Source organism: Superficieibacter electus, from assembly GCF_002915575.1.
Taxonomy (GTDB): Bacteria; Pseudomonadota; Gammaproteobacteria; order Enterobacterales; family Enterobacteriaceae; genus Superficieibacter; species Superficieibacter electus.
Genome location: NZ_PQGD01000011.1, coordinates 202735 through 219199 on the forward strand (window position 1 = coordinate 202735; position 16465 = coordinate 219199).

The 16465-nt window shown below is 54.5% G+C and carries 15 protein-coding genes; 5 read left to right on the top strand and 10 right to left on the bottom strand.

What is annotated here, in order from left to right; genetic code table 11:
- Window position 1: 1 nt before the first annotated feature.
- From CHU32_RS15310 to CHU32_RS15330, 5 genes are all read right to left on the bottom strand, one after another.
- Window positions 2-781: a heme ABC transporter ATP-binding protein gene (locus tag CHU32_RS15310; protein WP_103676627.1), complete on the bottom strand. Its 780-nt coding sequence runs from the start codon at window positions 779-781 to the stop codon at window positions 2-4.
- The gene (locus tag CHU32_RS15315) at window positions 774-1769 is read right to left on the bottom strand and encodes a FecCD family ABC transporter permease (RefSeq protein ID WP_103750881.1); all 996 of its coding nucleotides are present in this window, start codon (window positions 1767-1769) and stop codon (window positions 774-776) included. The genes CHU32_RS15310 and CHU32_RS15315 overlap by 8 nt, the downstream gene beginning before the upstream one ends.
- Window positions 1769-2587, bottom strand: a complete 819-nt coding sequence (locus CHU32_RS15320; protein ID WP_103676629.1) for a heme/hemin ABC transporter substrate-binding protein — start codon at window positions 2585-2587, stop codon at window positions 1769-1771. Before CHU32_RS15320 ends, CHU32_RS15315 begins: the two co-directional genes overlap by 1 nt.
- Entirely contained in the window at window positions 2584-3636 is a 1053-nt protein-coding gene (locus CHU32_RS15325; protein WP_103676630.1) for a hemin-degrading factor, read from the bottom strand. Before CHU32_RS15325 ends, CHU32_RS15320 begins: the two co-directional genes overlap by 4 nt.
- 76 nt (window positions 3637-3712) lie before the next feature.
- Window positions 3713-6085: a TonB-dependent receptor domain-containing protein gene (locus CHU32_RS15330; RefSeq protein WP_103676631.1), complete on the bottom strand. Its 2373-nt coding sequence runs from the start codon at window positions 6083-6085 to the stop codon at window positions 3713-3715.
- 223 nt (window positions 6086-6308) lie between these two features.
- Between CHU32_RS15330 and CHU32_RS15335 the strand changes: the two genes are divergently transcribed.
- Entirely contained in the window at window positions 6309-6599 is a 291-nt protein-coding gene (locus tag CHU32_RS15335; protein ID WP_103676632.1) for an Rdx family protein, read from the top strand.
- A gap of 127 nt (window positions 6600-6726) precedes the next feature.
- Entirely contained in the window at window positions 6727-8397 is a 1671-nt protein-coding gene (leuA, locus tag CHU32_RS15340) for a 2-isopropylmalate synthase (protein WP_103676633.1), read from the top strand.
- Here the strand turns inward: leuA and CHU32_RS15345 are convergent.
- On the bottom strand, window positions 8387-9148 hold the full coding sequence (locus CHU32_RS15345; protein WP_103676634.1) for an AraC family transcriptional regulator: 762 nt from the start codon (window positions 9146-9148) through the stop codon (window positions 8387-8389). The genes leuA and CHU32_RS15345 overlap by 11 nt on opposite strands.
- A 236-nt stretch (window positions 9149-9384) precedes the next feature.
- Between CHU32_RS15345 and CHU32_RS15355 the strand changes: the two genes are divergently transcribed.
- Window positions 9385-9630, top strand: a complete 246-nt coding sequence (locus CHU32_RS15355) for a DUF2543 family protein (protein ID WP_103676635.1) — start codon at window positions 9385-9387, stop codon at window positions 9628-9630.
- 49 nt (window positions 9631-9679) lie between these two features.
- Here the strand turns inward: CHU32_RS15355 and CHU32_RS15360 are convergent, their stop codons facing one another.
- Window positions 9680-10402: an SDR family NAD(P)-dependent oxidoreductase gene (locus CHU32_RS15360; protein WP_103676636.1), complete on the bottom strand. Its 723-nt coding sequence runs from the start codon at window positions 10400-10402 to the stop codon at window positions 9680-9682.
- Between the two features lie 74 nt (window positions 10403-10476).
- On the opposite strand from CHU32_RS15360, the gene CHU32_RS15365 reads away from it, so the two are divergent.
- A complete protein-coding gene (locus tag CHU32_RS15365) occupies window positions 10477-11133 on the top strand; it encodes a TetR/AcrR family transcriptional regulator (RefSeq protein WP_103676637.1) in 657 nt (218 codons plus the stop codon).
- Window positions 11134-11163: 30 nt separating this feature from the next.
- Here the strand turns inward: CHU32_RS15365 and CHU32_RS15370 are convergent, their stop codons facing one another.
- A complete protein-coding gene (locus tag CHU32_RS15370; RefSeq protein ID WP_103676638.1) occupies window positions 11164-11967 on the bottom strand; it encodes an MBL fold metallo-hydrolase in 804 nt (267 codons plus the stop codon).
- Between the two features lie 92 nt (window positions 11968-12059).
- Window positions 12060-12587 (bottom strand): DUF6882 domain-containing protein, encoded by a 528-nt coding sequence (locus tag CHU32_RS15375; protein WP_103676639.1) that lies wholly within the window; start codon window positions 12585-12587, stop codon window positions 12060-12062.
- A gap of 277 nt (window positions 12588-12864) precedes the next feature.
- On the opposite strand from CHU32_RS15375, the gene CHU32_RS15380 reads away from it, so the two are divergent.
- Window positions 12865-15165, top strand: coding sequence for a TonB-dependent siderophore receptor (locus tag CHU32_RS15380; protein ID WP_103676640.1), 2301 nt, complete (start codon window positions 12865-12867; stop codon window positions 15163-15165).
- A 32-nt stretch (window positions 15166-15197) separates the two neighbouring features.
- On the opposite strand, the gene CHU32_RS15385 is transcribed toward CHU32_RS15380, so the two are convergent.
- Window positions 15198-16145 (bottom strand): alpha/beta hydrolase, encoded by a 948-nt coding sequence (locus tag CHU32_RS15385; protein WP_103676641.1) that lies wholly within the window; start codon window positions 16143-16145, stop codon window positions 15198-15200.
- Between the last annotated feature and the right edge of the window lie 320 nt (window positions 16146-16465).

Here is a 16465-nt window from a genome sequence, read left to right on the forward strand (position 1 = left end):
GTTATGAACACAGAAAAACATGCGGCGTATCGCTGCCTGGATGGGAACGCACCTCAACCTCTGCGCCATACCATTGCGTAATAACATCGGTTTGAATCACCTGCCGGGGCGTCCCCTGCGCGACCAGTTTTCCGTTATTCAATAGCAGCACGCGGTCGGCCCATAAGGCCGCGAGGTTAAGATCGTGTAATACGATACAAACGTGCAGTTTCCCGCTGACGATGAGTTTTTTCAGTAAGCGTAACAGTTGCTGTTGATGATAAAGATCCAGCGCCGAAGTGGGTTCATCAAGAAACAGCCAGCCTTCAGGCGCACCGTTGTTCCACAATTGCGCCAGGCTGCGCGCCAGTTGAACCCGCTGCTGCTCACCGCCGGACAAGGTGGCATAGTGGCGACGCGCCAGATCGTCACAGCCGGTTAACGCCATTACCTCGCGGACAATCTCTGCTTCATGCAGTGCTCCCCACGGCGCACGTCCCATGGCGACGATAGCCTCCACCGGCCAGTCAAAACGCAACTGCGTCTGCTGCAACATCACCGCACGGCGGCGGGAAAGCGCACGGGCGGGCCATTGTGTGAGCGATTGTCCCGCCAGCCAGCATTCCCCCTGCTCTGCCGACAAATACCCGGTCAGCAAACGCAGCAGCGTGGATTTCCCCGCACCATTAGGGCCAATCAATGCCACCAGCTCACCGCAGGCAAGCATTAACGAGACGTCGTCGATCAGCCAGCGCTGTCCACGTTGCAAACGTAAGTGGCTTGCGATTAGCGAATTATCCATCCGTAGTTCTCCTTTGGCGGAAAATTAACCACAGAAACCACGGCGCGCCGAGCAGGCTGGTAATCAGCCCCACCGGCATCTCCGCGGGCACCACCACGGTGCGGGCGGCGGTGTCGGCAATCAGTAAGAGTATCGCCCCTGCCAGCAGCGAGCCCGGCACCAGCGCCCGATGATCTGCGCCGAGCCACATGCGCATCAGGTGCGGCACCACCAGGCCAAGAAAGCCGATAATGCCGCTGATGGCCACCGCCGCCGCCACCAGCAGGGCGCTGCAAAGCAGCATTACGCGCTGGATCTGCGGCACATTCACCCCAAGGTAATGCGCTTCTTCGTCACCCAGTTGCAGCAGGTTGAGCTGGCGGGCAACGCACCACACCGCCACTGCCGAGGGCAAAATCAGCGTGGTCGCCACCGCCAGCGTGGACCACTGCGCCTGACCGAGGCTGCCCATGCCCCACTGCGAGAGCTGACGAAGCTGGGCGTCGTTGCTGATCCATGACAGCAGCCCGCCCGCCGCGCCGCACAGCGCGTTAATGGCAATACCCACCAGTAACAGCCGCGACAGCGAGTTATCGCGGGCCTTGCTGAGCAGGAAAATGACCGCCATCACCGCCAGACTGCCGATAAATGCCGCCAGCATTGGTGCATACAGCGCCACGATGGCAGGCACTGGCAAGGGTAAAATCAGCCAGCAGGCCACCGCCAGCGCACTACCGCTGCTGATCCCCAGCAAGCCCGGATCGGCAAGCGGATTGCGAAACAGCCCCTGCATCACGCAGCCAGAGAGCGCCAGCGCCGCGCCGACCACCAGCGCCAACAACACGCGCGGCAGGCGAATGGTCAGCCAGATCTGGCGTAGCGCGTCGTCACTGCTATGCCACAGGCGGCTTAACGGCAGCGACATCGCGCCCTGGGTCGTCGCCGCCAGAGTCAGGGCGATCAGGACCAGCAACATTCCCCACAGCGAGTATGTCACCGTGCGGCGCATCAGGGCAGTTGCTCCGCTTTTTTCCGCAGATCCAGCAGTGCCTGCGGCGTGCGCACGCTAAAGCCGAGCAGCGCCATATCATCAATGATCATCACCTGCTTATTGCGCCCGGCAGGCGTCTGCGCCAGACCCGGCAGCTTCCACAGGTTTTCCTCACCGCCCATGCTTTTGACCCCGTCGGCGGAGATCACGATCAGGTCCGGCTGGCTGGCGATAATCCCTTCCTGCGATAACCCGCGATAATGCGCAAAGCCCTGCATGGCATTCTGCAAACCTGCCGCGCGGATCGCGGCGTCGGCGGCAGTCTGCTGGCCAGCAACCATCGTTCCCATCCCGCCGTGACTTAACAGAAACAGTAACCGTTTGTTCACCGGAGAGGTCGGCAGGGCGGCGATTTGCGCCTTCAGCGTTTGTCGTAGCTGCTCGCCCTCGGCATTTTTACCGAGCGCATCGGCGACAACGGCAACTTTTTTATCGATCGCCGCCAGCGAGTTATCGCCGGGTACGTTCACCACCCTGACGTGATTTTCTGCCACTTTTTGTAATACCACCGACGGCTGCGCCTGGCTGCCTGCCAGCACCAGATCCGGGCGCAGCGACAAGATGCCTTCGGTATTAAGCTGCCGTACGTAGCCGACATCCGGCAGTGTGCTGACCTCAGCAGGCCAGGTACTGGTTGTATCACGGCCGACAAGCTGCGACTGAGCGCCCAGCCGGTACACAATTTCGGTAATGTCGCCGCCCAGCGTCACGACTTTTTGCGTGGCAGCACTGGCCACCAGCGGCAGCGCCGCCAGCAGCATCAGGAGCTTTTTCATGCGGCTTTTCCTTCATTGCATAACGCATCAATCTGTTCGCGCCAGCGGGTTTGTTCCGGCTGGCCTTCGCTGCGCTGACCGTAAAGCTGGGCAATCTGGGTGCCGTCAGCCGCGAACAGTTCAAGGCTGGTGACATGCCCGTCGGCGGTTGGCTTGCGGGTGATCCAGCTCTCTGCAATGCCCGCGTCACGCAGGTGCAACGTAAAGTGTTCATTGAAAATATTGATCCAGCCTTTCATCGGCGTCAGCTTTTCCAGCGCGCCGGTGAAGATTTGTACGCAGCCACGGTTTCCGACGAAGATCATGATCTCGTTGCCCTGATGTAAGACGGTATCCAGCAGGCGCGGCAAGGTATCGTTATCGACCTGACAGGCCAGATCGTCGCCCACCAGACGAAAAGCCTGCTGGCGTGAAAGGTTGTGCGTTTTCAGCAGGCCAAAGAACTGGTGAACATCGGTCATCGCGCGCCATTCCCGATCCAGCGCAGCCGCATCGGGGCGTTGCGCATACTGTTCGGCATCGGAGGCGGTGATAGTAAGGGGCTGATTATCTGACGTGGTAAAACGCGCGATCACTTCATCCCATGCGGCTTTGTCGGTCTGCGCGGTGAGGTAAACTTTCAGCACCGCGTCGCCCTGATGATCGAAAAACTGAATGCTCTGGCGTTCACCGCGCGGGCTGTGTTCGCGCAGGCTGAACGCGCTGGCCCACTGAGTGATAAACAGGCGCAGATCGAGCGCGCGCGGATTAAGCACGATCCCGGCGCGTTCGCCAATATGCTGGTTGGTAAAGCTGCCGGTGTGCTCATGCACGGCATAGTCGTTACGGCAGATGCATTTTGTCTCTCCCACCAGCTCCAGCGCGGCGAGAATGTCGCGCATCTCACCCGTTAAACGTACAGCATCGTGACCGACGCGGGCGTGAGCTAATTGCGCTTCACTGACGCCGAGGTCGGTGGCGATATCACGCGCGTATTTGGCGGGTTCCTGAACTTTAACCGACTGATATTGCTGCCAGAGTGTAGATACACCTTGAGATGATACTGACATTATGTTTGCTTCCTTATCAGGTTAAAAACCCCCGGCAGCGATACCGGGGGAGTAAGCACTAAAACTAACGTTTCACTTAAAAGTCGACGTTGACGCCTAACTGCCAGGTACGGCCCGGCATGACCGCCAGCGCTTTGTCATATGCGTCCTGACGGGTGGATTCTTTAATGGTCCGGCTGCTCAGATAGTCCCAGTATTTACGGTCAGTAATGTTATAAACACCGCCGTTAAACCTGACGTTTTTCGCCACCTGCCAGTACGCGGTCCAGTCGAGCAGGCCGTAGCCCGGCACCCGCATATACTCATTGCTGGAGTCCGCGATCGTCGACCCGGTATTGGTGTAAGACTCACGGCTGGTCGCCGTCGCGCGTTTCCCCTTCACAAAGGTGGCGGTCAGCGCTGTCCCGTAGCGTTTCGCCGGATCGTCCCACGCGACGCCCGCAATGGCTTTCATCGGTGCGACGCTGTCGAGATCGATGTACTTGTCACCCATATAGCTGGATTTTGATTTCCCTTCACTATAGCCATACGCCAGGGTCGCGCTCAGGCCATTCACTTCTTCAAACCAGGTGCCGAAATTAAATTTCGCGCTAATTTCACCGCCCCAGATAAAGGCTTTATCACGGTTTTCCGCCTGATAGGTGGTGTAGATATTGGACGGCACGTTGGTGAACCTGTCCGGGTTCCCGGCGCGGGAGTAGCGGGTATAGGCGATAAAGTTTTTATAGGTGTTGTAGAACAACGCGGTGCGCAACGTGATGCCGTCGGTCACCTCACCCTTCATGCCCCACTCCAGGTTATCGCTGGTTTCGGTTTTCAAATCGGTATTGCCGATCAGCGCATATTGCTGTCTGCCCGCATAGCTGGAGCCAAGGTTCCACGAGCCGTACAACTGGCTGGCGTTGGGGAACTGCGCGCCGCGTTTATATTGCAGATAGGTCATCAGGCGCGGGGTAAGGTCATACTGGAAGGTCAGCGAGGGTAACAGTTGAGTATCGCTATTTTTCCCGTACAGCGTCGAAACATCAGATTCGTCCAGCACGCTACTGTTGGTCGTCAGGCTGGAGAGATTATCCGGCTTCGTTGACTGGTGAACCACGCGTGCGCCGGGAATGATGGCGAAATGGTGGCCATCGGCATCGAAATTAATCTGATCCTGGAGGAATGCGCCGAGCGTGTAGCTTTTGCTGTCTGCTTCTGGCTGCATGATTTCGCTGTAGGCCGTGGGCGCGGGCGACTGCCTGAACGGACGTTCGGTTTTGGTGGCGCTGGCGTTAAAACCGGCGCTGAGATCGTGACGGCCCAGCGTTTTCGCCAGCGCATTCTGAATGCCCCAGGTATCGGTATCATAGTCCGAGTAGACCGTCTGCATGGCGGTAGTGATGCTGTCCGGCATATACGTGCGGTCATGCGCCTCAGTGTGCTGGTAGTAAACTTTGGTCGACATGCTGTCCAGCCAGTCATTCATCGGCGTCCAGTCATCTTTCAGGCTGGCTCCCCAACGCCGGGTCTGGCTGGTCTGCTGCGCGTCGCCGAGGATCTGGCTGCCACTGCTGTTCCACGCGTCATAATGGGTATGATTGGTCTTGTGGTAGTAATCCAGCGTGCCGGTGAATTTGTGCTCATCGTTGGGCTGCCAGATGCCGGAGGCCAGCATTGCATCCGAGTGCCAGTTGGCCGGGTAGGCGTCAACAGTATCGCTGTTATTCCGGGTTTGCTGACCGTCACGGCGGCTGTAGACAAATACGCCGCGCAGGGTTTCATCCCCTGCCGCGCCGGTCACACCGTTATGCCAGCTGCGATCGGCAGAGTCATAATCACTCTGATAGCCAAACCCGGTTTCTTTCCCGGGATGCAGATAATCATCAGCGGATTTCGGGCGGAAGGAGACATTGCCGCCGATAGACGTGTTCGCCTGTTCGGTCGAGGTTGCGCCGGATTCAATATCGACATTGCCATACATGTACGGGTCGATATAGTCACGGCCAATTCCAAAGGTGTTCAGCCCTGCCCGGCTCACATAGCTGCGCCCGGTGGCATCCGGCTGCGGTATGCCATCAACATCAATGCCGACCCGGTTACTTTCCAGGCCGCGAATGTTGTAACCAGTATAGCCACCACGGTCAAAACCGCTTTTGCCATTACCGGAGCCACCGCTGGCTCCGGTTGCGCTGATTAACGGTTCGTAACGCATTACTGAGCCAAAATTGTTTGCGCCTTTGTTTTGCAGCTCCCGGGCGCTGACAGCATGCGTGCTTCCGGCCTTCAGTTCAGGCGCAGGTGCGGTAACGATCATCTCGTCAGCCGTATCCTGAAGGTTATTTTTTGCTGTGGTCGTCGAAGCCGCTGTCTCAGCCGCGAAAGCAGGCGTCTGATACAGCGCGGCGAGTAATGACGTCACCAGAACGCTTTTCCCGAAGCGATGTGAAGAAATGTGCGATGTATACATAATGTCTTGTAAGCCTTAGATTTATTAGTATGAGGCTCACATCTCACTTCCACTGAGTGGTTGAAAACGCGCAAACCAAAAAGAGATCACGTACTGTTATAAATTATTCATTGAATACTAATGATAAGTATTATCACTTGCAACAACTTCACAAAGTCTTCACATTTATTACCAATAATGCGTAAATTCTGTGCTATGTCCTGCCGTTAAGATGAGAGAAAAAATGAGCAAAAATGCAGTTACCGTGCAGTACTGTTCCCAATGCAACTGGATGTTGCGCGCCAGCTGGATGGCGCAGGAATTATTACAAACCTTCAGTACCGACCTGCATTCTGTGCGCCTGATCCCCGGCACCGGCGGGATTTTTGTCATCGATATTGACGGTCATGTTATTTGGGATCGTAAGCAGGATGGCGGCTTTCCTGATGCGGCGGAGTTGAAACGCCGCGTGCGGGATTACTGTTTTCCGGAAAAAGCGCTTGGGCATCTCGAAAAGAAAGACGATCGGGCTTAACGCAGACTCATCACCTTCAGCGCGGACCGACAGTTGTCCTGTTTGAATAACAGGTTGTCGTGTTCTGATAAGTTTTCCACCTGATTTGGCATGACACTGGGTTTTCTTTACTAACAGGAAACCCGCCATGCTGAAGACGCCCTCACTCAAATACAAACCACATCCGCCAGTCAGCCTCAAGGACAGGCAATGGCCCAACAATACGTTGACCCGTTCCCCGCGCTGGCTGTCTACCGATTTACGCGATGGCAATCAGGCGCTGGCTGAGCCAATGGACGGGGCCAGAAAACGTAAGTTTTGGGATCTGCTGGTTGCCTGCGGCTTTAAGGAAATTGAGGTCGCGTTTCCTTCGGCCTCGCAAACCGATTTTGATTTTGTGCGATCGTTGATTGAAGAAAAGCGTATTCCACAGGAGGTGAATATTCAGGTACTGACCCAGGCAAGGGAGGATTTGATTACGCGAACGTTTGAATCACTGCGCGGCGTTCATCAGGCGACCATCCATTTATATAATGCGACAGCACCGCTGTTCAGGGACATCGTGTTCCGTCAAACCCGCGATGAAATCGTACAGCTTGCCGTCAACGCCGCCCGGCAAATCCGCCAGTTATGCGATGAGTCACCGGAAAGCGTATGGACTTTCCAGTATTCTCCTGAAACATTCTGTTTTACCGAACCTGAGTTTGCCCTGCAAATTTGCGAGGCTGTCGCAGATGTGTGGGAACCCAATGGCTCCCGCCCGATGATCATCAATCTTCCCGCAACGGTTGAAGTCAGTATGCCTAACGTTTACGCCGATCAAATCGAGTATTTCTGCCGTCATTTCTCGCGCCGCCAGCAGGTGTGTATCAGTGTTCATCCACATAACGATCGGGGGACAGGCATTGCCTGTGCCGAGCTTGCGCTGCTGGCGGGCGCGGAGCGGGTTGAGGGCTGTCTGTTCGGGAACGGCGAACGGACGGGGAACGCCGATCTGGTGACGCTGGCGCTGAATCTTTATACGCAGGGAATTTCACCCGGCCTCGACTTTAGCCAGATGAAAAAAGTGGTTGAAGTGGTCGAAGAATGTAATCAGTTACCGGTCGCGCCCCGCCACCCTTATGCCGGCGAGCTGGTGTTTACGGCATTTTCCGGCTCTCATCAGGATGCAATCAAAAAAGGCTTTGCGGCAAGGCAGAATGCTCCGGATACGTTCTGGCAGATGCCCTATCTGCCGCTCGATCCGGCAGATATCGGATGCAGCTATGAAGCCGTCATCCGGGTCAACAGCCAGTCAGGGAAAAGCGGTGCAGCCTGGCTGCTGGAGCAAAATCACAATCTTATTCTGCCTCGCCAGTTGCAACAGGATTTTAGTCTTCGCGTGCAGCAGGAGGCGGAGCGTGGGGAAAAAGAGATGTCACAAATGGCGGTGTGGACGCTTTTTCGCCAGTCATACGGGCTTGTCGACGCGCCTGCGCTGCGGCTGGAGGACTATGTCTGTAACAACCATGCCGATCAGCGTACCACCCTTTCTGCCGGGATTATCTGCCGGGGTAAACGGTTGAGTTTACAAGGTGAAGGCAATGGTTTCCTGTCTGCGGCCCTGACGGCGCTTTGCAGAGAAGCTAAAGCGGAGCTTGAGATTGTTAGTTATCAGGAGCATACGCTGGGTAAACGCAGCGACAGCCGCTCTGTCGCCTATGTGTGTTGTCAGGATCGGGCGGGGAAATGCGCGTGGGGCGTCAGTATCGACAGTGATGTCAGCCGGGCCTCGCTACAGGCCATGCTGAATGCGGCGGCGGGTTTCATCACTGGCTGAAGTAATCGCTGGGCGGGACGCCCATCACCCGCCGAAACATGACGCTGAACGCGCCGGGGCTGGCATAACCGGAATCCAGCGCCACCCGGGTGATCTGCTCGCCCTGGGCCAGGCGCGTCAGGGCATGCAGGAGACGCGCTCGCCTCACCCATTCACTGAACTGCATGCCGGTTTGCTGATAAAAATGGCGGTTAAGCGTGCGCCCGCTGGCGCTGATCTTCACAGCCGCTTTGGCAATAGACCACGTTTCCTGCGGCGCGGCGCGCACGGCCTGACACAGTAGCCTCAGCCGTTCAGAAACCGGCTCCGGCAGGTGAAACGGCAGCGTGTCCATCAGTCGCAGCTCATCAAGCATCAGTTCATGGATGCGTTCAGCACGGCTGGCGGGGGAATAGTCGGCAGGAAGACGCAGCGCGGAGACGATAAGCTCCCGCAACAAATCGCTTACGCTTACCACCTGGCAGATAACCGGAAGATCGGCCCTCGCCAGCGGCTCAACAAACAGCACTCTGGCTTTCACCTCACCGGTAATATGCAGGGCATGCGGGATATGTGCCGGGATCCAGACGCCCCGCGACGGCGGAACCACCCAAAATCCGTGTCGGGTCTCAATGCGGATGACGCCGCTCAGGGTATGAATAAGCTGAGCACAACTGTGCGTGTGCCAGCTTTCATAATCGCCGTGTTGATAGTCATGCGCATAAGGGATCACTGAGCGGCATGTAAAATCAAAATCGCGTTGTCGGGTCATTACGTCAGCCTCACTGATTTTTTAACGGGCTGCTGTAGAGTATCACTTATACGATGCTTATCATGACGGCTCCGGTATCAGAAGCCGCCGCCGTCGCGCTTTTTCTGCTTTCGGGTAATGCCGCTTATATTACAGGCAGCCAGTATGCCATTCATAACTAACGTGAACGCCGCACGGTGATAACGATGGTATTATTGACGTCAGGCGTGTCGCCAACATCCCTCAGGAGATCCTGTATGAGCAATGAAATTCCACTGAAATATTATGATATCGCCGATGAGTATGCGACCGAATGCGCAGAACCGGTGCAAGACGCTGAACGCGATCCGCTGGCGCACTATTTTCAATTGCTGATCACCCGTTTAATGAATAACGAAGAGATCAGTGAAGAATCACAGAGCGAAATGGCCGCCGAGGCGGGTATTAACGCGCAACGCATTGATGAGATAGCCAACTTCCTCAATCAATGGGGCAATGAATAATTCCGGTCATCCCTTTAAAAGGCGGGAACCCCGCCTCTTTCCGTTGTTTTTACCACGGCGTAATCGTGTCAGGCGGCTCCACGAAAAGCCCCGATTTTTCACTCTGCAACGCATAGTGGACCGGCAGGCGGGCACCTTCCTGCGTGGAAATGACGCCTGTATGGTTATTGAGATCGGATTTAACGAATCCCGGGCTTACCGACGTCACCACGATCCCGCTCTCTTTTAGCTCCTCCGCAAGCTGCACCGTTAACATATTCAGCGCGGCCTTTGAGGCGTTATAGCCGATATATTGCGCGGAATAATAAGGCGAATCAGGGTCGCCATTCAGCGTGAGCGAACCCAGCGAGCTGGACAAATTCACAATGCGGCCTTTTTCTGCGAGCCGGATGAGGGGAAGCATCGCCTGGGTGATAGCCAGCGTGCCGATAAAATTGGTTTCCATCACCCGGCGTACCGCGTCCAGCGAGGCTGTTGCTGGCGGGGCGTCGGCCGAATCGAATATACCTGCGTTATTGACCAGAATATCCAGTCTGCCGTATTTTTGGCGAATATGTTCTGCTGCGGCGGTAATACTGCTTACGTCCGTAATATCAAGTTGAATAGCATCTACTCTGCCCTCAGCACGAAGCGTATCCAATGCGCCCTGCCCGCGCGCGTTATCACGCGCGCCAATAATCACCTGTACACCAGCCTGCATAAGCTGGCGCGCAATCTCCAGTCCAATACCTTTGTTAGCACCAGTTACAAGCGCAATACGTTGAGCAGCCATAAATTATCTTCTCCTGTTGCATGAACGCCTTTAGTATATGAAGGATCATTCAGTTTGAGGATTCGCATTCCGGTATGGCTAAACCACGCTCACTCATCCCCCGAAAAAGGCCGCGTCAGGCACGGGCAACGGCCACGCTGGATGCCATTTTTGAGGCCGCTATTCAGCTTTTGGTCACTGACGGACCGCAGCGTCTGACCACCACGCGTGTCGCAGAACGGGCGGGCGTCTCGGTCGGCACGATGTATCAGTATTTTCCACATAAAGAGTCATTGATATACGTGCTCAATGAGCGCTACCTGGACGCGCTGGCCGAAAAAGTGGAAGCGGCCTGCCTCACCTTCTACGGTTTGCCCGCCTCGCCAATGGTGGAAGGGCTGATTGAAACCTACTGGCGGGCAAAAACGGAACGACCGGAAGTTACACGGGCGTTATATCTTTCTATTGCAGAACTGGATAATGGCCCGCTGGTGGATGCCTTTCGCCGTCGGGTAAATACCGCCGTATCGGCGATGCTGCTTAGCGCATCGGATATCAATCTGTTTAATATTGAGAGTGTCAGTCTGATACTGATCACCGTGATTTTTGGCGCGGTACGCAATACGTTTGAAATGAATCTACCTGAGGCAAAAGTGGCGATGTTACAACGGCAACTGATACAGATGTGCCAGGCGTATTTGATGTCGTTGAATGGTATCGAGGTCGAAGTAACAGATGCCACCGATTATTAAGCAACACCAGAATCTAATAAACGCCCAGTGTTAACACATCCCCTGACGAAGGCAGTCAATATACTTCTCACCTGAACGCCGCACGATGTCATCGGCGTTTTGCACAATGTCCTGACCTTCAAATGCGCCGTAAAGCCGGGAAAATGTCACGCCGCTTAGTCGTCGCATCATGTCGCTGACCGTGGCTGCTGATAGCGGCAGCATATTGGGGTAGCTCCACATAAAAGAGACGGCATCTGCACCGGGCGTCACCTGAAGGATATCGCCTGCCAGCAGCATTCCGCCGTCCTGCGCCCGGTGAAGCACGCTACCGCCGGGGAAATGTCCGCCGAGACGCATGACGGTAACGCCCGTTGCCAGCGCAAGGGTGTCGCCTTCCCATAGCGTGATCCAGCGACTGTCGCGCATAATCCAGTCGCTGTCGCGGGCATGCAGGTAGATCGGCGCGTTAAAGGCGGCAGCCCAGTCCTGCATGGTGGTGTAATAATGCGGATGCGATATGGCGATCGCCTTAAGTCCGCCGAGGGCCGAAATAAGCGTTTTCGTGGCGTCGTCAAGGTTGGCAATACAGTCCCAGAGAATATTGCCCTCCGGTGTCATCAGGATAAATGCGCGCTGATTGATGGCAAAATTCGGTACGGTTTTGAGGCTAAGAAGAAAAGACTCGTGCTGTTGCCATTTATTTGTATGCGACGCCATAAAATGGTCAACCCCGATCCATTCCTGTCCTGTCGCCGGCACAAACTGGCGCTCATCCTCACAGATGTCGCACCGTTCGGGAGAGGAGCCGGAGGTCTCGTAAGCTGTACCGCAAGCCTTACATAACGTGATCATGTCGTTGTCCTCGGGTCCGGTGATATGGCATTGGCAGTGAAAGCGGCGGTGCAGAGCATGTATCAATATCAGGACGTTTGTCCCCGCTACCCTCAGTCCAGTTTATTTACCGTAACTGAACCATAGACCATAAATACGCGCGTGGAACCTGACGCCCCGTTATATCCTCCCTGCCCGCCCCCCAGATGACAGGCAAGCGCGGTGAATTCCCAGGCCTCTTCCATTGATGCGGCAATTTGACGTGTGGTGAGTTTCTCCCTGCCGTATTGCTCGCCAAAGTCACGTACCCGACGGGCAAACTCCCCGAGTGATTCACTGACAGAGGGATGATCCCATCCCCATAACCAGGTGCCGTCGTCAGTATTGTAAGTGCCGATGACCTGAACCGGCGCGGTGATCACCATGCCCTTTTCGTCACTGGTGAAAGTGATGATCCCTTCATCAAGATCCACGGCCCATGACGCGGTATCGATGCCCCACATCTCCACCGCCGCCTGAGTGCGCAATTGCATTTCATTATTCGCACGTGCAATCGTCAGGTCCGGTTCTGACAACACCACCGTCTCTTCACTGCTGTTTTTCCCTTTATGACCAAACAATGTCTTCAAGAAACCAGCCATCTGTACCTTCCTGTTTTGAGTGAATTGATCTCACATCAGCTTAACAACGTACTCGTGAGTTTGCTTAATAACGATATAGCAAAATAAAAATTAATTGAATCATCATTATAACGCTTAAATAACCCAATTTAAGGAGGCGCTTTAACCAGAGAAAAAGTGCGGTAAAAAACAGACAGCCACTACCAAATATGATAATGATTATCATTATTTAATTGAAAATGAAAACCATTCACAATAGATTGTTTGGCGAAAATTTTAATGGCAAGTGGCGACTAAGATGATTAGAAAAACATGTACATTATCGTTTCTGGGTGCCGTTATTGCAGGTAATGCGGCAATAGCTGATGTAAACGCTAATGACGCAAACACCGCAGTAACGCAGGAAATTCCCCTCAACAATGTCAGTCATCCGAACGAAAAAAAAGGTCCCGACGAGCAGGCAGAAAACAGTAGCGAAACCATGGTGGTAACGGCTAAAGAACAGACGTTACAAGCACCTGGCGTCTCGATTATCGACAGCGAAGCCATCAAAAAAAAACCCATCCAGCGTGATGTCTCCGAAATTATCCGTACCATGCCGGGCGTGAATCTTACCGGCAACTCCAATAGCGGCCAGCGCGGTAATAATCGTCAGATTGATATTCGCGGGATGGGACCGGAGAATACCTTGATCCTGATTGATGGTATGCCGGTCTCCAGCCGTAACTCGGTGCGTTATGGCTGGAGCGATGAACGTGATACCCGGGGAGATACGAACTGGGTGCCACCGGAAATGATTGACCGTATTGAGGTCATTCGCGGCCCGGCGGCGGCGATGTACGGTAGTGGCGCTATGGGTGGCGTCGTCAATATTATTACCAAACCGGCGACAGATGAATGGCACGGCAACCTGAACACCTATTACAACGTGCCGCAGCATAAATCCGAGGGCAGCACCAAACGCTATAATGGCAGTTTAAGCGGCGCGCTGGCGGATAATTTGACTCTGCGTCTCTATGGCAACTGGAATAAAACCCAGGCAGACGCTCAGGATATTAACGAAAGCCATACCACGCCGCGTATTGGCACCTATGCGGGTACTTATCCTTCGGGCCGGGAAGGCTTTATAAATAAAGACATTAATTCAGCGCTGCGCTGGGAATTTATGCCGATGCAGGCGCTGGAATTGGGCGCTGGTTACAGTCGCCAGGGCAATCTGTATGCCGGCGATACGCAAAATACCAACAGTAATGCGCTGGTCAAAAAATATTACGGAAAAGAAACCAATGTGCTTTACCGCCAGACGCTCAGTCTGAAATATACCGGCGCGTGGGATAGCGGCGTCACCACCAATAACTATATTCAGTTTGAAAAAACCCGAAATTCCCGTCTTAATGAAGGGCTTTCCGGCGGCATCGCGGGAATTTTCAGCCCCGGTAATGAAGGGTTCTCAACGATTTCGCTGTATGACACTAACCTGCATTCGGAGGTCAACATTCCGGTTGACCTGTGGGTTAACCAGACCCTGACGTTTGGCGGAGAATTTAATCATCAGGCGATGAAAGATCCGGCCTCCAATACCGAATCCACCAGCGGGGGAGGCTCGGTTAATGGCATCGCGGATACTGGGCGAAGCCAATATAGCTCGGCGGATATTTACGGTATTTTTGCGGAAGATAATATTGAATTAACGGACAGCACCCGGTTAACGCCCGCTATCCGTTTTAACCACCAGGATGTGAGCGGTAGTAACTGGAGTCCATCACTCAATCTGTCTCAGGAACTGAATAGCGACTTCACGCTGAAACTGGGTATTGCCCGCGCATGGAAAGCGCCAAATCTCTACCAGACTAACCCCAACTATCTATTATTCAGTAAAGGCCAGGGCTGCTATGGCGGTGGTGCCTGTTATCTGCAGGGCAACAGCGATCTGAAAGCAGAAACCAGCGTCAATAAAGAAATCGGCATTGAATATAACCATGATGATATTCAGGCCGGACTCACCTGGTACCGCAATGACTACCATGACAAAATTGAAGCAGGTTATACGCCGGAATATAGCAACGGTGCGGCAAATATTTTTAAATGGGAAAACGTGCCCAATGCTGTTGTTCAGGGGCTGGAGGGCACGCTCAATTTCCCGATTACCGATACGCTGAAGATGAATAACAACTTCACGTATATCATCGAAAACAAAAATAAAAGGAACAATGATTACCTGTCGGTCATTCCGCAATATACGATCAACTCGACGCTGAACTGGCAGGCCAGCAATGCCCTGTCGGTACAGGGAACACTGACATGGTACGGCCGACAGAAACCGAAGAAGTACAATTATCAGGGGATCCGCACGTCGGGCAGCGAAACCCGTCAGGTATCACCGTATGCGTTAGTGGGAACAAGCGCGACCTGGGCGGTGACAAAATTCGTGGATGTGACGGCCGGAATCGACAACCTGTTCGATAAGCGTCACTTCCGCGAGGGTAATGCCCAGAGCACCGGCAACGCCGCTACGGGAGCCTATTTGTGGGGGGCCGGAGCGAATACCTATAACGAGCCGGGCCGTACGTACTATATGCAGGTAGGGCTGCACTTCTGATAGCCAGGGCGGCCCTCTGTGGGCCGCCATTTTCATTTCTGACAGGCCGAGCGGTCCGCCTCCCGGATACTCATATCCCGTAACGCGCTGTTAAAAGAGGCGTCAAACATCGGTCCGTGGGTCAATCCCGGATAATCCCAATACTCCACCGCTATTCCGTCACCTTGCAGAACAGACACGACGTCGTGAATGCGAGGAAGAATATCAGGTGCCTGAGTCTGTACGTTTTTCCCTGGAGAGGCGGTGCCTTCCATCAAAAACAGATGCTTATCGCAATAGCGCGTTTTATCGACTGCCGTAAGCCGATTTAACAAAGGCAAATAGCCTTGTCCCAGCGACGGGCTGGCGCTGTAGTAACTGCGAAAGAACGAGGATGATAACCACGAGTCGAGAACAAATAAACCGCCGTAAGAATGTCCCCACAGGCCGCGCCGGTCAGGATTAATGTTAATGCCCTGCTCTGCTTTCGCCGCGATCTGCTGCTCCAGCAACTGACGAAAGCCGGTGCTGCCGCCCATCTCACGCCGGTTGCGGCCATTTTCCGCCGCTTTTTCGTCCTTCGCTTCCCGCACGGGCGTGTAATCCCAGGCCCTGCTGTTGGCATCGAACGGTAAATCAGTCTGGTAACCAATGGCGATGATAACGGGAGGCGTTTTTTCGGCCAGTTGCTGAAGCAGCATTTCCGACAGGCGTCCCATCACCGCATTACCATCCAGCATATAAAGAACGGGATAACCTGATGGCGCGGGTTTTTTATTCGGGATAGCGGTCCAGACTTTGTAATGTCTTTTTCCGTCGGCGGAATCGAACTGTTCAACCCGGAAGTGATAAAACGCCGATCCTTTGTCGGCGATATTCGGCCCCAGCGGCTTCATATCCGGTCGGGCATACCCTTTCGCGCCATACAGGAGAACGATGCAAGAGAACGTCGACAACAGCGCCCTGCGCAGGCGGTCGTGTTGACGCGTGCGGCTGTCCATCACTGTGATCTTCCTTTTTAACAGGTGAATTATAATTTTTACAACGGTATACACAGTTACCTGAAAACGCCGACGGATCAAGTCAATCTCTCCGGCTGATGAAGCAGGGTTATTCCATCGTTCAGGCCATAGCTCAGCAGCCCGTTCGCAAGGCAGGCCGAAGAGTTTGTCTACGGCACAATGTGGAGCTGGCGTTTTTGGGGGGGGTTTGGGAGCCCCAAACCCGGGGGGGGGGGGGGGTTTTATAGAGCCGATGGGGGTTTTTTAAGAGCCCCCGCCCCGCGGGTAATTATTGGCGGGGGGGTATAGGGATTAATTTT